Origin of the sequence: Streptomyces flaveolus, from assembly GCF_014648815.1 — a bacterium.
Taxonomy (GTDB): Bacteria; Actinomycetota; Actinomycetes; order Streptomycetales; family Streptomycetaceae; genus Streptomyces; species Streptomyces flaveolus.
Genome location: NZ_BMRV01000002.1, coordinates 390,320 through 404,861 on the forward strand (window position 1 = coordinate 390,320; position 14,542 = coordinate 404,861).

17 protein-coding genes and 1 pseudogene are annotated in these 14,542 nt (G+C 71.0%); 4 read left to right on the plus strand and 14 right to left on the minus strand.

What is annotated here, in order from left to right:
• Positions 1–8: 8 nt before the first annotated feature.
• The 14 genes from IEZ05_RS05670 to IEZ05_RS05735 form a co-directional block, all read right to left on the minus strand.
• Positions 9–632 carry an OmpA family protein gene (locus tag IEZ05_RS05670; RefSeq protein ID WP_189228887.1) on the minus strand — a complete coding sequence of 208 codons (624 nt, stop codon included), beginning with the start codon at positions 630–632 and terminating at the stop codon, positions 9–11.
• Between the two features lie 8 nt (positions 633–640).
• Entirely contained in the window at positions 641–1,219 is a 579-nt protein-coding gene (locus IEZ05_RS05675; RefSeq protein ID WP_189228888.1) for a hypothetical protein, read from the minus strand.
• A gap of 33 nt (positions 1,220–1,252) precedes the next feature.
• Positions 1,253–1,849 (minus strand): pilus assembly protein TadG-related protein, encoded by a 597-nt coding sequence (locus IEZ05_RS05680; protein WP_189229216.1) that lies wholly within the window; start codon positions 1,847–1,849, stop codon positions 1,253–1,255.
• Positions 1,846–2,043: a Flp family type IVb pilin gene (locus IEZ05_RS05685; protein ID WP_189228889.1), complete on the minus strand. Its 198-nt coding sequence runs from the start codon at positions 2,041–2,043 to the stop codon at positions 1,846–1,848. Before IEZ05_RS05685 ends, IEZ05_RS05680 begins: the two co-directional genes overlap by 4 nt.
• Positions 2,044–2,172: 129 nt before the next feature.
• Entirely contained in the window at positions 2,173–2,985 is an 813-nt protein-coding gene (locus IEZ05_RS05690) for a response regulator (RefSeq protein ID WP_189228890.1), read from the minus strand.
• Between the two features lie 47 nt (positions 2,986–3,032).
• Positions 3,033–4,658, minus strand: coding sequence for a histidine kinase (locus tag IEZ05_RS05695; RefSeq protein ID WP_189228891.1), 1,626 nt, complete (start codon positions 4,656–4,658; stop codon positions 3,033–3,035).
• 15 nt (positions 4,659–4,673) lie between these two features.
• The gene (locus tag IEZ05_RS05700; RefSeq protein WP_189228892.1) at positions 4,674–5,561 is read right to left on the minus strand and encodes a DUF5936 domain-containing protein; all 888 of its coding nucleotides are present in this window, start codon (positions 5,559–5,561) and stop codon (positions 4,674–4,676) included.
• Positions 5,562–5,574: 13 nt separating this feature from the next.
• Positions 5,575–6,519 (minus strand): type II secretion system F family protein, encoded by a 945-nt coding sequence (locus tag IEZ05_RS05705; protein ID WP_189228893.1) that lies wholly within the window; start codon positions 6,517–6,519, stop codon positions 5,575–5,577.
• A gap of 9 nt (positions 6,520–6,528) precedes the next feature.
• Complete coding sequence (locus IEZ05_RS05710) at positions 6,529–7,866, minus strand: CpaF family protein (protein ID WP_189228894.1); 1,338 nt, start codon at positions 7,864–7,866, stop codon at positions 6,529–6,531.
• Between the two features lie 33 nt (positions 7,867–7,899).
• Positions 7,900–8,277 (minus strand): TadE/TadG family type IV pilus assembly protein, encoded by a 378-nt coding sequence (locus IEZ05_RS05715; RefSeq protein ID WP_189228895.1) that lies wholly within the window; start codon positions 8,275–8,277, stop codon positions 7,900–7,902.
• Between the two features lies 1 nt (position 8,278).
• Positions 8,279–8,698 (minus strand): pilus assembly protein, encoded by a 420-nt coding sequence (locus IEZ05_RS05720; RefSeq protein WP_189228896.1) that lies wholly within the window; start codon positions 8,696–8,698, stop codon positions 8,279–8,281.
• Positions 8,695–9,948: an AAA family ATPase gene (locus IEZ05_RS05725; protein ID WP_189228897.1), complete on the minus strand. Its 1,254-nt coding sequence runs from the start codon at positions 9,946–9,948 to the stop codon at positions 8,695–8,697. The genes IEZ05_RS05720 and IEZ05_RS05725 overlap by 4 nt, the downstream gene beginning before the upstream one ends.
• A gap of 9 nt (positions 9,949–9,957) precedes the next feature.
• Positions 9,958–10,665 (minus strand): Flp pilus assembly protein CpaB, encoded by a 708-nt coding sequence (gene cpaB, locus IEZ05_RS05730; protein WP_189228898.1) that lies wholly within the window; start codon positions 10,663–10,665, stop codon positions 9,958–9,960.
• A gap of 69 nt (positions 10,666–10,734) precedes the next feature.
• Positions 10,735–11,661 carry a hypothetical protein gene (locus IEZ05_RS05735; RefSeq protein ID WP_189228899.1) on the minus strand — a complete coding sequence of 309 codons (927 nt, stop codon included), beginning with the start codon at positions 11,659–11,661 and terminating at the stop codon, positions 10,735–10,737.
• 235 nt (positions 11,662–11,896) lie between these two features.
• On the opposite strand from IEZ05_RS05735, the gene IEZ05_RS05740 reads away from it, so the two are divergent.
• The 4 genes and pseudogenes from IEZ05_RS05740 to IEZ05_RS05755 all read left to right on the plus strand — a co-directional run.
• On the plus strand, positions 11,897–12,262 hold the full coding sequence (locus IEZ05_RS05740; RefSeq protein ID WP_189228900.1) for a MerR family transcriptional regulator: 366 nt from the start codon (positions 11,897–11,899) through the stop codon (positions 12,260–12,262).
• Between the two features lie 50 nt (positions 12,263–12,312).
• Positions 12,313–13,329, plus strand: a complete 1,017-nt coding sequence (locus IEZ05_RS05745) for a zinc-binding dehydrogenase (protein WP_189228901.1) — start codon at positions 12,313–12,315, stop codon at positions 13,327–13,329.
• Positions 13,330–13,388: 59 nt separating this feature from the next.
• Positions 13,389–13,886, plus strand: a complete 498-nt coding sequence (locus tag IEZ05_RS05750; protein WP_229869576.1) for a hypothetical protein — start codon at positions 13,389–13,391, stop codon at positions 13,884–13,886.
• Between the two features lie 63 nt (positions 13,887–13,949).
• A pseudogene (locus IEZ05_RS05755) lies at positions 13,950–14,513 on the plus strand (IS701 family transposase); the annotation flags it as partial.
• Between the last annotated feature and the right edge of the window lie 29 nt (positions 14,514–14,542).

The window sequence follows — 14,542 nt, forward strand, 5'->3', positions numbered from 1 at the left end:
GGCGGGCTTCACGAGGTGCGCGGGAAGGAGACCTCGACCCGGCGGTTCTTCTTGCGGCCCGCCTCCATCGAGTTGTCGGCGATGGGGTAGTCCTCGCCGTAGCCGCGGACCTCGTAGGTGATGCCGGCGTCGTTCAGGGTCTGGGCGAGGAGTTCCTGTACGGCGTTGGCGCGCTGCTTGGACAGGACGTCGCCGTGGGCGGAGGAGCCGAGGTTGTCGGTGAAGCCGAAGACGCGGATCTTGTTGGCGTTCTGGTTCTTGATCTCCTCGGCGATCCCCGCGACACGGGACTTCGCCTCGCCGCCGAGCTTGGCGCTGTCCTTGCCGAACAGCACCTCGGCCTGGAGCGCGAAGGTCACGTTGGTGTTGGTGTCCTCGCGGCGTTCGTCACCGCTCTGGTCTTCGACGACCGACTTGATGTCCAACACCTTGGCCTGCGCGAGCGTGGCCCCGTCCGGGAGCTTGAGGTCGGGGTCGTTGGGGTCGACGTCCACCGGGGCGGAGGCGGAGGCTTCGGTGCCTGGGGGGTCGACGGGGTCGTCGTCGGCGTGGGCGGTGGCGCCGTAGAGGTTCGTCGCGAGCAGGAGGGTGGCGGTGCTGAGGGCCAGGGTGAGGCGGGGGTACGGGGTCATGGTGGGCCTCACCCGGAGATCTCGATGCCGGCAGCCGAGAACATGGGGAGCTGGAACGTCACCTCGGTCGCGGTGGCTGGGGGTGCGGGGAACTGCATGAAGACCGGAAGTGACTCCCCCGCCTTCAGAGCAGGAAGATTGCTGGTAGTAAGCGGTCGGCCCTCCGTGTCCCTCAGTACGTAGTACCGCTTCTTTCCTTTCGAGTCGACCAAGGTGGCTCCGCCGAGCGAGCTGCCATTGCGGATGATCTCGGTCTCATTGCCGCTCAATTGCGCAGGCACGTTGACGGTCTTACTGCCGTCGTTCTTCAGGTCACCGCTCACAGTGACGAAACCACCTGAATCACGCTGTGCGGCGGTAATCTTGAGAAATAGACCCGCGGGACCCCTCAACTCGGCGAGGGGCTCGTCCGACTGGCTTTCCTGAGCGCTCGGTTGTGACCCACTGGCCTTAGAGGCAGACGCGGAGGGGCTGGGCTTGTTGTCCTCATCTGCGCCCCCACAACCCACCACGCCGAAGGCCAGCCCGATCGCGATTGTCAATGCGACCGCTCCCCTGCTGTCCTTGAGTGTGAACCGAATACTCATGATTCCGCTTCCTTCGTCCTCGTCGTTCGCATGTCAGTCGGCCAGGTGAACATCGAACAGATCCTCGGGCTTCGGCAACTCCGAGACATCTTCCGGTTCGAGATCCCAGTCCTGGCCCCCCTCGCAGGCGAGCTTGGGCAGCGTGTCATCGCCGGGGTCCTCAACAGGTAGCTCAAACGAGCAACGGGGCTCGATGACGGCAGTGGCAGACTCTGTCGCTCTCTGGCCCTCCGTACCCGGCACGATGGTGTCCCCGACAGTCTCATTGGTCTCGGCCACGACCCTGTAGGACAGCGGCCCCACCAGGGTGCAGTCCACGCTTGCGTCATTGCGTGCCGCTAGTTGGTATGCGCGCCAGCACCCGTTGCCGACTGGCGTGTTGCCGTCGAAGATCTCCTGCCAGACATCAGGCTTCTCAACATTCTGCAGCCACTGGCCCGCAAGGGCATCCCGCGTCTCCAACGCCGCCGCAAGAGCGGCGGCATCAGCAGCTGTCTGAGCCTCATTGCGAGTTGCTGCGGCCTGGCCGACCGCGAAGTATGCGAACGCGAGAAAGAGCAGACCTCCCACCACCGTGATGTAGATGGGGAAAGCCTGCCCCTCGTCGCCGCCGTTACGACCGCGCGTCAGCCACCGGTAACTTCGGTGATCTTGTCCCTGATCGCGTTGTAAATCGTCTGCCCGATGTCCGTCCCCGTGATCGCCAGCACGATCGCCACCACCACCGCGATGATCCCCAGGTACTCCACCGCCGTCTGTCCCTTGTCGTTCCGCGCGGCGCGGGACTTCAGGTGGGTGACGGTGGTGTGCAGCCAGTTGCTCATGGTGTTGTCCTCCAGGGTGGCCGGTGCCGCGCTCGTCGTCCGGAACGTACGGCGGGACCGTCCGCCCCTCCGAGGGCCCCAGGACCCAATCGCGGGCCCAATTGCGTACCGAGGGTCGGCTCATCGCGCTCACCCCAGGCCCAGCCACTTGGCGGTGGCCTCGGAGCGGTTCGTGCTGTGGAGCTTGGCGAAGATCCGGTTGATGTGGTTCTTGACCGTCTTCTCGCTGATGAAGCACGTGGCGGCGATCTGCTGGTTGGTCATGCCGGATGCGATGTGGTCCATGATCTCCACCTCCCTCGTGCTCAGTTGGAACCGCGACCTGTCGGGAGTACCAGACGACGACTGTCCCACATTCGGTTGCAGTTGCGAAAGAGTCTGTACAGATGTACGTCTATTGGGTGGATGCGCAGGCGAGTTGGGCCTGCCCGAGACATGTGCACTCGCACTCCCCCGACCCTGCTCCCGCAGCTGGGCCAGCAGCGCGTCCGCCGCCGTCGGGGTGAAGTGGGCCCTGCCCTGCCGCACGTCCCGTACCGCCGCCACCAACTGGTCCGCGGTGAACTCGCCGTGGACCAGGTAGCCCCCCGCACCGCGCCGCAGGGCCTCCCGGACGATCTCCGACTCCCCGCTGTACGTCAGCATCAGCACCGGGGCGATGCCGACCAGGTACGGCAGGGCGGAGATGCCGTCCACGCCGGGCATGCGGACGTCGAGGAGGATCACGTCGGGGCAGTGCTGCTGTGCGGCCTCGCATGCCTGGCGGCCGTCGGCGGCCTCGGCGACGACCGTGATGTCCGGGCGGCCGGAGAGCAGCGCGGTGAGACCGGCGCGGACGACCGGGTTGTCGTCGGCCACGACGACCCGTAGGGCGGCGGCGGGCGCGGGCGGCGGGAAGGGGTGGAGTCGGTGGCCGTTCCGGTTCGTCTCGTCGTCCGGCATCGGAGGTGCTCCTCTCCTGACATGGGGGGTCGTCGGGTACGCCGTGCTCATGCGGGCGGGCTCGTGCTCGCGCCGGGTGCGGGCGCCAGGGCGGCCAGGGGCAGGTCCACGCGGACCTCCGTGCCCCGCGCGTGGCCGCCCCGTCCGATGCGGATGCGGGCACCCACCGAGGCGGCCCGCTCGACCATGCCGACCAGGCCGAAGTGACCGGAGCCGCGCAGGCGTTCGAGGTCGGTGCCCGGAGGGAGGCCAGTGCCGTCGTCGTGCACGCTGATGCGCAGGAGGTCGCCCCGCACGGCCGTGCGGACGTGGACGTGGGCGGGTGCGGCGTGACGGTGGGCGTTCTCCAGGGCCTCGGAGACGATCGTGAGAAGCTGGCGGGCCACCGCCGGGGGCACCGGGGGGACCGGCGCGTCGGGCGCGGGATGGTGGCAGATGGCGGGCACGCCGGTGCGGGCCGTGAAGTCCCGGACCCTTTCGGCCAGTTCCGCCGCGAGGTCCGTGCCGTGCGCCGGGTCCGTCTCGCGGCGCAGGTCGGTCAGGAGTTCGCGGGACTCGGCCGCGGCTCTGCGGGCCGAGCGGGCCACCAGTTCTGCCTGGCGTCTGGCCTGCGCCGGGTCCATGCGGTCGCTGCCCGCCGTGGCGGCCAGGGCGTCGGCCGCCAGGGCGACGCCGTGCAGGGTCTTGGCGACGGAGTCGTGCAGTTCGCGGGCGAGACGGGCGCGTTCGGCGCTCACCGCCTCGGCGACCGCCAGTCGGGCCCGGACCGCGGTCAGGGCCTCGGTGGCGGAGCCGAAGCGCAGCAGCAGCCCGCGCAGGCTGGAGCCCGCCGCCCCGGCGATGACGCACAGGCCCGGCAGGAGCGAGGCCTCCGCCACGCCCGGGTGCGGGTTCAGCGTCGCGTGGACCAGCAGCAGGATCAGCGACTGGAGCGACGCGAAGACGGCAGCGCCGCGCCAGCCGTAGACGAGTCCGGCGAGGAGCGGGGTGCAGACGCTGACGTAGGCGAGGGTCGTGTCGGGGCCGGCGGAGATCAGGAGCAGGGAGCCGAAGAGCGTGTCCACCGCCAGGAGCGTGGGGTGGCGCAGGAGGAGGGGGCCGAAGCGTTCCCAGTCGCGGACGAGGACGTACGAGACCATGAAGGTGACGACCACGGCGGCGCCGACCAGACGGGCGCCCAGGCCCGGGCTGGCGTTGAGCAGGGCGGCGGGGGCGGCCAGCGCGATCATGGCCAGCCGGAAGCCGAAGACCTGGCGGCACAGGGCCTGGAGGGCGTTCACCTGGAGGGTGAGCGCGGGGGCCTGCGGCGTCTCCTCGGTGCCGGGCGCGGGGAGCGGACCCCGCGTCGCGTCCCGGGCGTCCGGGCGTGCGTCGGTGCCGGCCGCCGGCCGGTCGGGTGCCGATGGCGTCTCAGGCGGTGCTTCCGCCGTTTCCCGTCCCGGCGGCGGCGCCGTCGGCGACTCCAGCGGTTCCCAGCCCGGCGGCAGTACGGGGGTCGCCGGGACGCTCGGTGCGGCCTCGCGGGCGGTGCCGGCCGGCGGAGCCGCGTCCGCGGGTGGGGCGGTGACCGGCGGAGCCGGCCGCGGCGGGCGGTGGCGGCGCCGCGTGCGGGTGGGCCTGTCGCCCGGCTGGTGTGCCGTCAGGTCCCTCGCCGGCGGGTTGGTCGTGGCCATGCCGTCCGTCCTCCCCTACTCGCCCGTGATCGTGCCGAAGTCCGTGCCCGAGCCGAGGATCAGCCCGGCGCCGAGCAGGATCATCGTGGCCGGGACCATGAACGTGGTGATCATCATCGTGGCCTTGGGGACGGCGCGGGCGGCCTTGCGGCGGGCGTTCTGGGCGTCCGTGCGGCGCATGTCCTTGGCGAGGGACACCAGGGTGTCCACGATGGGGGCGCCCAGCTCCTCGCCCTGCTGGAGTGCCGTCACGAACATCGCCACCTGTTCGGAGTCGTTGCGCCGGCGCAGTTCCGCGAAGGCCTGGCGTCGGCTCATGCCGAGGTCCATCTGGCGCAGGGTGATGCGCAGTTCGTCGGCCCAGGGACCCTCGTAGCGCATCGCGACGCGGTCCAGGGCCTGGCGGAAGCCGAGGCCGGCGCTGACCACGACCGCCAGGACGTCGAGGAAGTCGGGGAGCGTGCGCTCGATGACGTCCTTGCGGATGCGGATCGCCGACCAGATGCCGACCTCCGTCCAGAACGCCCCGAAGGCCAGCAGCAGCAGCGCGACGAGGTACTGGCCGCGCAGCAGGAAGACCAGGAAGCCGACGGCGCCCAGGAAGCCGTAGACGGCGCGGCGGGCGGCGTAACGGTCGATGGTCAGGCCGCCGGGGTTGCCCGCCAGGTCGATGCGGCGGCGGTACCTGGCGACCAGGGCCGGGCCCATGAGGCGCAGCACGGCGGGGGCGTAGCGCATGCCGAGGCGGTCGACCAGGGAGTCGACGGCGCCGGTGCGGGTGGAGCCGACCTCCAGCGCGAGGGCGAGGTCGCCGGGGAGCTTGGCGTCGGCGCGATACATGCGGATCCCGGCGAACGCGCCCCAGACGCTCAGGCCCATGACCAGTGCGAGCAGCAGTCCCATGGCTCCTCCTTCCTCAGACGTCGATGCGGGACAGGCGGCGGATGAGGACGAAGCCGACGGCGTAGAGGCCGAAGGCGGTGATCACCGCGACCTGGCCGACCGGGGAGCCCGTCATCCGCTCCAGGGCGCCGTCCTTCACCCCGTTCATCAGGAACAACGAGCCGACGCCGAGCACCGGTACGGCGTACGACGTCATGCTGACCTGGGACAGCTGGGTGCGGACCTCGCGCCGGGTCTCCTTGCGTTCCTCCAGGGTCTCCGTGAGGTTGCGCAGCGCGCTGACCACCTGGCCGCCCGCCCGGTTGGACAGGACGAGGGTGGTGACCAGGACGACGAGCTCGCGGGAGGGGAGGCGTTCGGCGAGTTCGCCGAGGGCGTCGTCCATCGAGGAGCCGATGGCCAGCTGGTCGGCCACCTTGCCGAGTTCCTCGCCGGCCGGGGCCTCCAGCTCCTCCGCCGCCATGCCGATGGCGGTGCGCAGGGCGAGGCCGGCCTGGGTGGCGTTGGCGAGGATGCGGGCGAGTTCGGGGAGCTGGTTGATGAACTTCTCGATGCGCTTCTGGCGTTGCCAGGTGAGGAACTGCATCGCCGCCCAGATGCCCAGCAGGCCGGCGAGCGGGCCGAAGAACGGTGCCAGGGCGGCCTGGCCGACCAGCCACAGGCCCGCGACGGTGGCGAGCATGTAGGCGAAGAACTCGCCGGGGGTGATGTCCAGGCCGGTCGCCGCCAGGCGCAGTTCCAGTTTCCTGCCGAGCCGCGTGCGGCGCAGGCGGCGGTCCAGGGTGCGGAAGCGGCGCCTGCGGCCGGCGGAGGGGAGCTGCCCGGTGGCGGAGAGGCGGTCGACCAGGGCTTCGCGCTGGGCCTTTCCGGCGGCGTAGGAGTGCAGGCCCATGACCGCCAGGGCGCAGGTCAGCAGCGTGATGCCGGTGGTGAGCGTGACGAGCGTGTGCAGTTCCATCGGGCGGTCCTACCTGGCTTCTCGGGTGGCGAGCTGTTCTGCGGAGTGGGCCACGCCGAAGGCCTGCGGAATGGGCTGGCTCGCCATGTAGAGGCGCTCGGCGGTGCGGCGCGGGAGGGGGTAGTACTCGAAGGCGCCGTAGATGCGGCCGTCGGCGGTCATCGGCTGGGCGTTGAACCGGGCGACCGTGGCCAGGCGGTAGGGCTCGCCGCCGTGGCTGGCCAGCAGGGCGATCTCGGTGATGCGGCGGGCGCCGTCGGCGAACCGGGTGAGCTGCACGATGACGTCGACGGAGCTGTTGATCTGGTCGTGCAGCGCCACGAAGGGGATCTCGACGTCCGACATGGAGGCGAGGGTCTGGAGCCGCATCAGGGCGTCCTCGGCGCTGTTGGCGTGGACGGTGGCGAGCGAGCCGTCGTGGCCGGTGGACATGGCCTGGAGCATGTCCAGGGACTCGCCGCCGCGGACCTCACCGACGACGATGCGGTCGGGGCGCATGCGCAGCGAGTTGCGGACCAGGTCGCGGATGGTGACGCGGCCCTTGCCCTCGACGTTGGGCGGGCGCGACTCCAGGCGGATCACGTGGGCCTGCTGGAGCTGGAGTTCGGCGGAGTCCTCGATGGTGATGATGCGTTCGGTCTCGGGGATCAGGCCGGACAGCGCGTTGAGGAGGGTCGTCTTCCCGGTGCCCGTGGCGCCCGAGACGATGATGTTGAAGCGGGCCTGCACCAGTCCGGCCAGCAGGTACAGCATGTGCTCGTCGAGCGAGCCGAGGCCGATCAGTTCCTGGAGGGTGAAGGAGCGCGGGAAGCGGCGGATGGTGAGCGTGGCGCCGGTCAGGGACAGCGGCGGGATGATGACGTTGACGCGCTCGCCGGAGGGGAGGCGGGCGTCGACCATCGGATTCGACTCGTCCACACGGCGGTTGACGGTGGACACGATCCGCTCGATGGTCTGCATCAGCTGGTCGTTGGAGGCGAAGCGGAGCGGGAGCTGTTCCACGCGGCCGCCGCGCTCGACGAAGATCGAGTCCGGTCCGTTGACCATGATCTCCGTGATCGAGGCGTCCTCCAGCAGGGGTTCGAGGATGCCGAGGCCGAGGGCCTCGTCCACGACCCGGCGGATCAGCTGGGAGCGCTCGACCGTGGACAGGACCGGGCCCTCGCGACTGATGATGTGCCCGAGGACGCGCTCCAGCCGGGCCCGGCGCTCGGCCATGGCGAGCGAGCTCATCTCCGCGAGGTCGATCTCCTCCAGGAGCTTGGCCCGGTAGGAGGCGACGAGGTGTCCGTCCTCGCCCCGGCTGCCGTGCTCCTCGGGCGAGTGGATGCGTGCGCGCAGGCTCATGCGTCCGGTGCTCCTTGCTCCTCGTTCACGCGGTCACTCGTCCGCTCGGTGGTCGAGCGGCATGGTCGCCGTCCTGGTCGCGTCCCCGAAGTCCCAGCCCGGGACGATGGAGGGGATGTCGACGGAGGCGGTGACCGTCACCTCGTCCCCGCCGTACGAGGGCGGGCAGTCCGTGCCGTCGGCCAGCCAGTCGCTGACCGCCGTGTGGCAGGCCTCCTGGGCGCTCTCCTGGAGCGAGGCCCCCCGGGCCCCGGCGCGGGCCGCGGTGCCGGCCTGCTGGGCGGTGTACGCGATGAGGCCCAGTTGTACGGCGGCCATGGCGACGATGATCAGGATCGGGAGGAAGCCGAGGTACTCGATGGCGACCTGGCCGCGGTCGGCGTCCCGTCCGCGCCGGTGGGAGTACGGCATCTCAGTCGTCCTCCTCTTCCTCGACGGCGCCCGCGTGCCCGTGCACGGTGTAGGGGAAGCCGACGACCCCCGGGAAGAGGATGGGGACCTCGAGCCGCACGTCGGCCGTGACGTACCCGTTCGCGGTGCCGCAGTCCACACCGGCGCCCCCCTCCCAGGCCCCCGGCAGCTTGTCCCGGCCGGCGTCCTGGCAGGCTCCCTGCCGCGCCCCCGGACCGGCCGCCGTCGCCGCCCGTACCGCCTCGTCCGCAGCATTACCCGCGAGGGTGAACGTGTATCCCACGAGGACGAGCTGCCACAGCACCACCAGCGTGACGATGATCGTCGGTGTCATGCCGAGGAACTCGACGGTGACCTGGCCGCGGTCGCCGTAGCGGTCCCCGTTCCCCGCCCGCCGCAGGGGTAAGCCGTAGGTCCTCATCCCCCACCGTCCTTCCGGCGCCGGAAGCTCACCGACCCCCGGTCGCTGCGGAACCGGCCGCCCTTCCGGTCGCCCCCGGCCGCCTTGGCGAGCCCCAGCTCGCCCGCGAGAGCCCACAGGGCCTGCTTCACGGTGCTCCGGCTGTCGAGTTCGTGGATGCGCCCGGAGTCGACGGCGCCCTGGAGTTCCTTGAAGCCCGCGGGGACGGTGGTGGCGGCGACCGCCGTGCCGGTGATCCTGCGGACCAGCGGGGGCTGGATCTCCGTGGCGCGCGTGTGCCGGTTGACGACCACGGTCGTCTCCTCCGCCTTGCGGATCTGCAGCCGGTCCCACATCCGCACCGCCCGCTTGGCGCCCCGGACGGCGATCACGTCCGGGGTGGTGACCAGCAGCGCCTTGTCGGCCATCTCCACGGCCGCCGCACCGGCCCCGCCGAGCTGGGCGCCGCAGTCGATCACGACGACCTCGTAGCGGGAGCGCAGGGCGCTGACGACCTGGCGTGCGGCGCGGTCGGTGACCTCCTCGCCGCGTTCGCCCTCGCCGGGGGCGAGCAGCAGGGCGAGGCCGGTGTCGTGGCGGAAGACGGCGTCGGCCAGGACGCGCGGCGAGATGTCGTTGATGGCGGCCAGGTCGACCACGGACCGGCGGAACTGGACGTCCAGGTAGGACGCGATGTCGCCGGCCTGGAGGTCCATGTCGACCAGGGCGGTGGCGCGCCCCGACGCCTGTGCGGCGAGCGCCAGCTGGATGGCGGTCAGGGTCGCTCCGACCCCGCCCTTGGCGCCGCTGACCGTGACGACGGTGCCGCCGACGCCGGTGAACACGTCGCCGCCGCTGCCGAGGTGCCGGCGTACGCCCACCGACCACTGGGCCACCGCCTGGACGCGGCTGGCGAGTTCCTCGTAGCTGAGCGGCAGGGCGACCAGGCCGCGGGCGCCGTAGTCCATGGCGGCCTGGAAGAGGCCGGGGCTCGCGTCGGAGGTGACGAGGATGACGCCGACGGCCGGGAAGCGCAGGGCGACCTCGCGGATCAGCTCCAGCGCCGGGACCGGGCCGATCCGCTCGTGCACCACGACGACCTCGGGCAGTTCGTCGACCGACTCGGCGGCCAGCCGGGCGAGGGTGTCGACGAGCTGGGTGGAGTCGGTCACCGGGGCGACCGGTTCGGCGTCCGGGAGCTGGCTGAGCAGGGTCGTGATGGACCGTACGGCGTCCGCGTCGCCGACTGCCGGGAGGATCCTCGTGGGCATGCGGGCCTCTCACTTGTCCTTCGCGAGTTCGTACGTACGGTCCTGGTCCGGGACCGTGGTGTCGCCGCCCGGCGCCACGAGCGCGAGCCGGACCCGCTGGGCGAACGACTCGGCGTAGGTGATGCGCTGGGCGTCGATGGTGGACAGGGCGAAGGTGATGGGGACCGCGTCGGTGGGCCGGCGGTCGTTGCTCTTGTCGCCGGGCTGGAGCGAGGTGAGTTCGCCGACGTCGATGACCTTGGCGTTCGTCACGATGATCTTGGACAGGTCGGGGGCGCCCTCGCGCTCTCCCTCGAAGGTGGCGTACACGTTCACGGTGGCGCCCGGCGTGATCTTGCCGGCGACGCCGGTCGCCGCGTCGATCATGATGGCGACCTCCTGCTGCCCCGGCTGGAGGGCGGGCTGGTCGACGATCATGTCGCTCTGCAGCAAGGAGCCCGCCTTCAGCGTCGTCACGGCGATCTTGCCGCGGATCCCGGAGAGGTCCGTGACCGCGTTGTCCGACAGCCAGCGCTCGGGCATCTCGATCTTCTCGAACTGGTCCGCGCTGAGGGACGTGTAGGGCGCCACGTTCTTCTTGACCTGGTACGCGGTGACCTCGGGGCCGACCTTGGACTTGGCGTCGTTGATGACGGACAGCACGCCGGCGAAGGCGCCCAGGGCGCAGAGGACCGACAGGATCAGCAGGATGATGCCGCGGCGCTGACGGGAGTTCATGGGCCGTGCAACCTCATTGGGGGAATCGGTTGAGCCGGATCGGAGGGCGGGACGATGGACGGTTCGGGCCTACCCGGTGAGCGCGCGTCTGCCCCGTTGGAGCTCGCGGCGGGGGCCGGGAGCGGGGTGGCCGCCGTCGGCGGGTGGTGTCGCGGAGCAGAAGACGCAGCGGTCGCCGATGACGTCGATGCCGCACCAGTGGCAGGTGCTCTGCCGTACGGAGGTGACGAGCTGGTAGAGGACCGACAGGTCGGGCAGGTACGCGCAGAACTCGGTGAGCCTGCCGGTCCCCCACCAGCCGGGGGACTCCGCCGGGAGCGGGGTCTCGCGCAGCCCTTGGACCTTCCAGGAGGGGGCCAGGGTGCCGGTGACCCAGTCGGACGCGAGCTGCCCCTTGGCGAGGAGCATCCAGGTCCCGAACTCGGGTCCGGCCAGGGCCGCGTCCGGGCCGATCCGCACCAGCTGCGGCTCGGGGTGCGCGACGACGCCGAACTGGCTGCCCGGCACCCATGACTTGGCGTGCGACTTCAGACCCACGGGGACGTGGTCGAGGCGGGCGACGGAGCCGAGCAGCGCGCCGGCGTGGATGTAGTGGGTGAGCAGCCGGCCGGCCGAGGCGAGGACGCCGGGGCTGAGGTCGCAGGAGGCCAGCTGCCGTAACTGGCGGGCCAGCACGGCGAGCCCGAGCGGCGGCAGGGCCGGCCGGAACAGGGCGATCCGGTCGGTCTCCAGCAGGGACCGGACGGTGTGCAGCCGTCGCTCCACCCCCGGGGAGACGCCCTGCGAGCACACCACGATCACGTGCCCGTGCTGCTCGACCAGCGCCTGCAACTCGCCCAGCGCCTGCTCCAGGGGACGCTGGTCGACGTCCTGGAGCACCACCGCGGGCATGGTCCGTTCGTCCTGCGGCGGCAGCGCCATGTCGGCACTGGTCACGGCAATGGCAGTTGGCACGCGCGGCTCCCCGTCTCCCCATGCCCCCGGGCCGGCCGGCATCACTGCGGCCCACCCGGACGACTTCACTGCGTGACTACGTGAGCACTGTAACCACGCGTCTGTGACCGGAGAACAGCGTTTCTGTACCTCAAGGGGAACTTACGGGGCACAAGAGGCGGCAAAACGGGACAGGTTGAGCAATCCGCCGCCGGCCGGGGCCGGGGCGGGCTCGCTCAGGGTGAACGGGCTTGCCGGGACCGGAAGACTGCGTCGGGCCGGGGCGTTGGGTCTCGGTATGAAGATCGGAGAAGCCTCCAGGGCCAGTGGCGTGAGCGCCAGGTCGCTCCGGTACTACGAAGACGAGGGTTTGATCGTCCCCGGCCGGTCCGGCAACGGATACCGGGACTACTGCCGGTCCACCGTCGACCGGGTCCGCGTCATCCGCTCCCTGCTGGAGTCCGGGCTGCCGGTGCGTCTGATCCGGGAGGTGCTGCCCCACCTGGCCGCCGCGCCGGATGCCGACGCGGGTGCGGTGTGCGCGGAGTTCCTGCGAGAGGTGGAGGACTACCGCGACCGGCTCGCCGCGCGCATCGCCGGTCTCAGCGAGCAGCAGGCGGCTCTCGACGCGTACCTGCGCGAGGCGCGGCAGAGCGACCGCTGAGGGCGGCCACTTGACCTTGACATCTGTGTGAGGCTTCTACGTTCCCGTGCATGGACATCGAGGAGCAGCGGCAGGCCGCTGAGCAGACGGTACGGGCATTGGTGCAGGGGACGCGGCGGGGCCCGGGTGACCTGGCCCTCACCACCGATCGGCGGATCCCTGTGCCGGGCCCCGGGGAGTACCTGATCCGCGTGGGTGCGGCGGGGGTCAACTTCGCGGACGTCATGCAGAGCCGTGGCACCTACGGGGGTGGCCCACAGGCGCCCTACGTGGCGGGCTTTGAGGCCGCCGGCGAGATCGTGGGCGCCGGCCCGGGCATCGAGCGCCCGATCCCCCACGGCACTCACGTCGTCGGCACCGGGCCGGGGGCGTTCGCGCAGTACATGACGATGCCGGCCGCGGGCGTGCTCCTTGTCCCCTCCGGCTGGAGCGACGCCGAGGCTCTGGGCCTGGTGCTGAACTGGGCCACGGCACTGGCGGCACTGAAGCCGCTGGGGGAGATCTCGGCCGGTGAGGTGGTCCTCGTCCATGCCGCGGCCGGCGGAGTGGGGCAGGCCGCCGTCCGCCTGGCCCACCACTACGGGGCGCGCGTGATCGCCACCGCGTCGCCGGGCAAGCACGACACCGTCACGGCGCTCGGCGCGGACGCGGTCCTGGACAGCGCACGACCCGATCTGGCCGCGGAGATCACCCGCCTGACCGGCGGTGTCGACCTGGTCCTGGAGTCGGTGGGCCGCGCCACGATGGGCGTCAGCCTGTCGGTCACCAAGCCCTTCACCGGCCGCGTGGTGGTGTTCGGCGCCGCGTCCGGCGAGGCCGACATCAACACCCACGACCTGGTGTTCAGGCACCAGGTCCAGCTCAAGGGCCTGCACATCGGCGCGCTCGCGACCGCGGCGCCGTCCCTGTACGGGTCACTGCTGACCGAGCTGACGGACCTCATCGCGCGGGGGGTGTACCCACCGGGCACCCCCGAGGTTCACCCGCTGGCGGAGGGGCCGGCTGTGCTGCGACTCCTGGAGGCGGGGCGGACGCGGGGGAAGCACGCGCTTGATCCGTGGCGCTAGGAACGTGGCCCGAGGGGGCGGACCGAGTGTCTCAGTCGGCGGCCTGGGATGATCGCGCGGTGTTGCGAAGCGTCGAGATCACTGCCGAACTGGCCGTCCCCGCGCGGGACGAGAGCTTTCACAACCTGCACTGGCAGAAGGGGCTGGAGCTGAGCCTGGACTGCTTCGTCTGCCGACGCACCCGGCGCACGACCTCCTTCCAGCACGGTCAGGAGCATGCACTGTGCTCAGCCGACGACGAACACCCCGAGCACCCTTCCCCGGCCAGGATCGCCGCCTTCGACGTCACCAACGAGCGGGAACGGACGTCGCTGCGGGCCGTCGTCGACTATTGGTGGGCGCCGTTCCACGACACGAAGGGAGGCCGGGCGGCCACCGCACTGTCGCTCACGCCGTGGGTCCGCCTGCACCTCGGGTACTACTGCCCTCAGGCCCAGGAGTCCGGAACGTTCAGCACGCAGACCAACCTGGTCCGACCGGTGCACGACACATGCGCCCACTGCACCCACCCGCTCGCCACCAGCAAGAACGCCCCCTGCATCCGGCTCCTCACCTGAGCGCCTCCGCGAGCCTTCCCTTGTTCCGGAAGATCGGCCCTTCTGACCAGTACTGCGCCGTACGGGAAGAAGGTCTACGGCGGCAACCCCAAGCTGCGAGACGCGCTGGAGAAACGCGGCACCGGCTACATCCTCGCGGTGGCCTGCTCGCACGAAGTCATTACCGGCGCGGGGAAGTTCCGTGCGGACACGCCGGCCAAGGAGGCACCCAAACGGGCCTGGCAGAAGCTCTCCGCCGGGTCCCGAACCAACGGCCATCGCTTCTACGACTGGACCGTCGTCGACCTCGCCGACCAAAGGCCCGGCAGTCGCCAACTGCTGATCCGCCGCCACCGCAGCACCGGCGAACTCGCCTACTACCACTGCTACTCGCCCACACCTGTGCCGCTGACCACGCTGGTGCGAGTCGCTGGATCAAGATGGCGAGCAGAGGAGTTCTTCCCATCCGGAAAGGGCCTGGCCGCCCTGGACGAGCATCGGGTCCGGCACTACGCGTCCTGGTCCCGCTGGGTCACCCTGGGCACGCTCGCGCACGCCTTCCTCGCCATCCTCCCAGCAGACGAGCACGCCCGCCGTCCTGCACGAGACGCTCACGCCTCGAACAGTAGTCAGGAACTCCGAAGGGTCACCCGTGGGCCCCATGCCCATTCAGCACG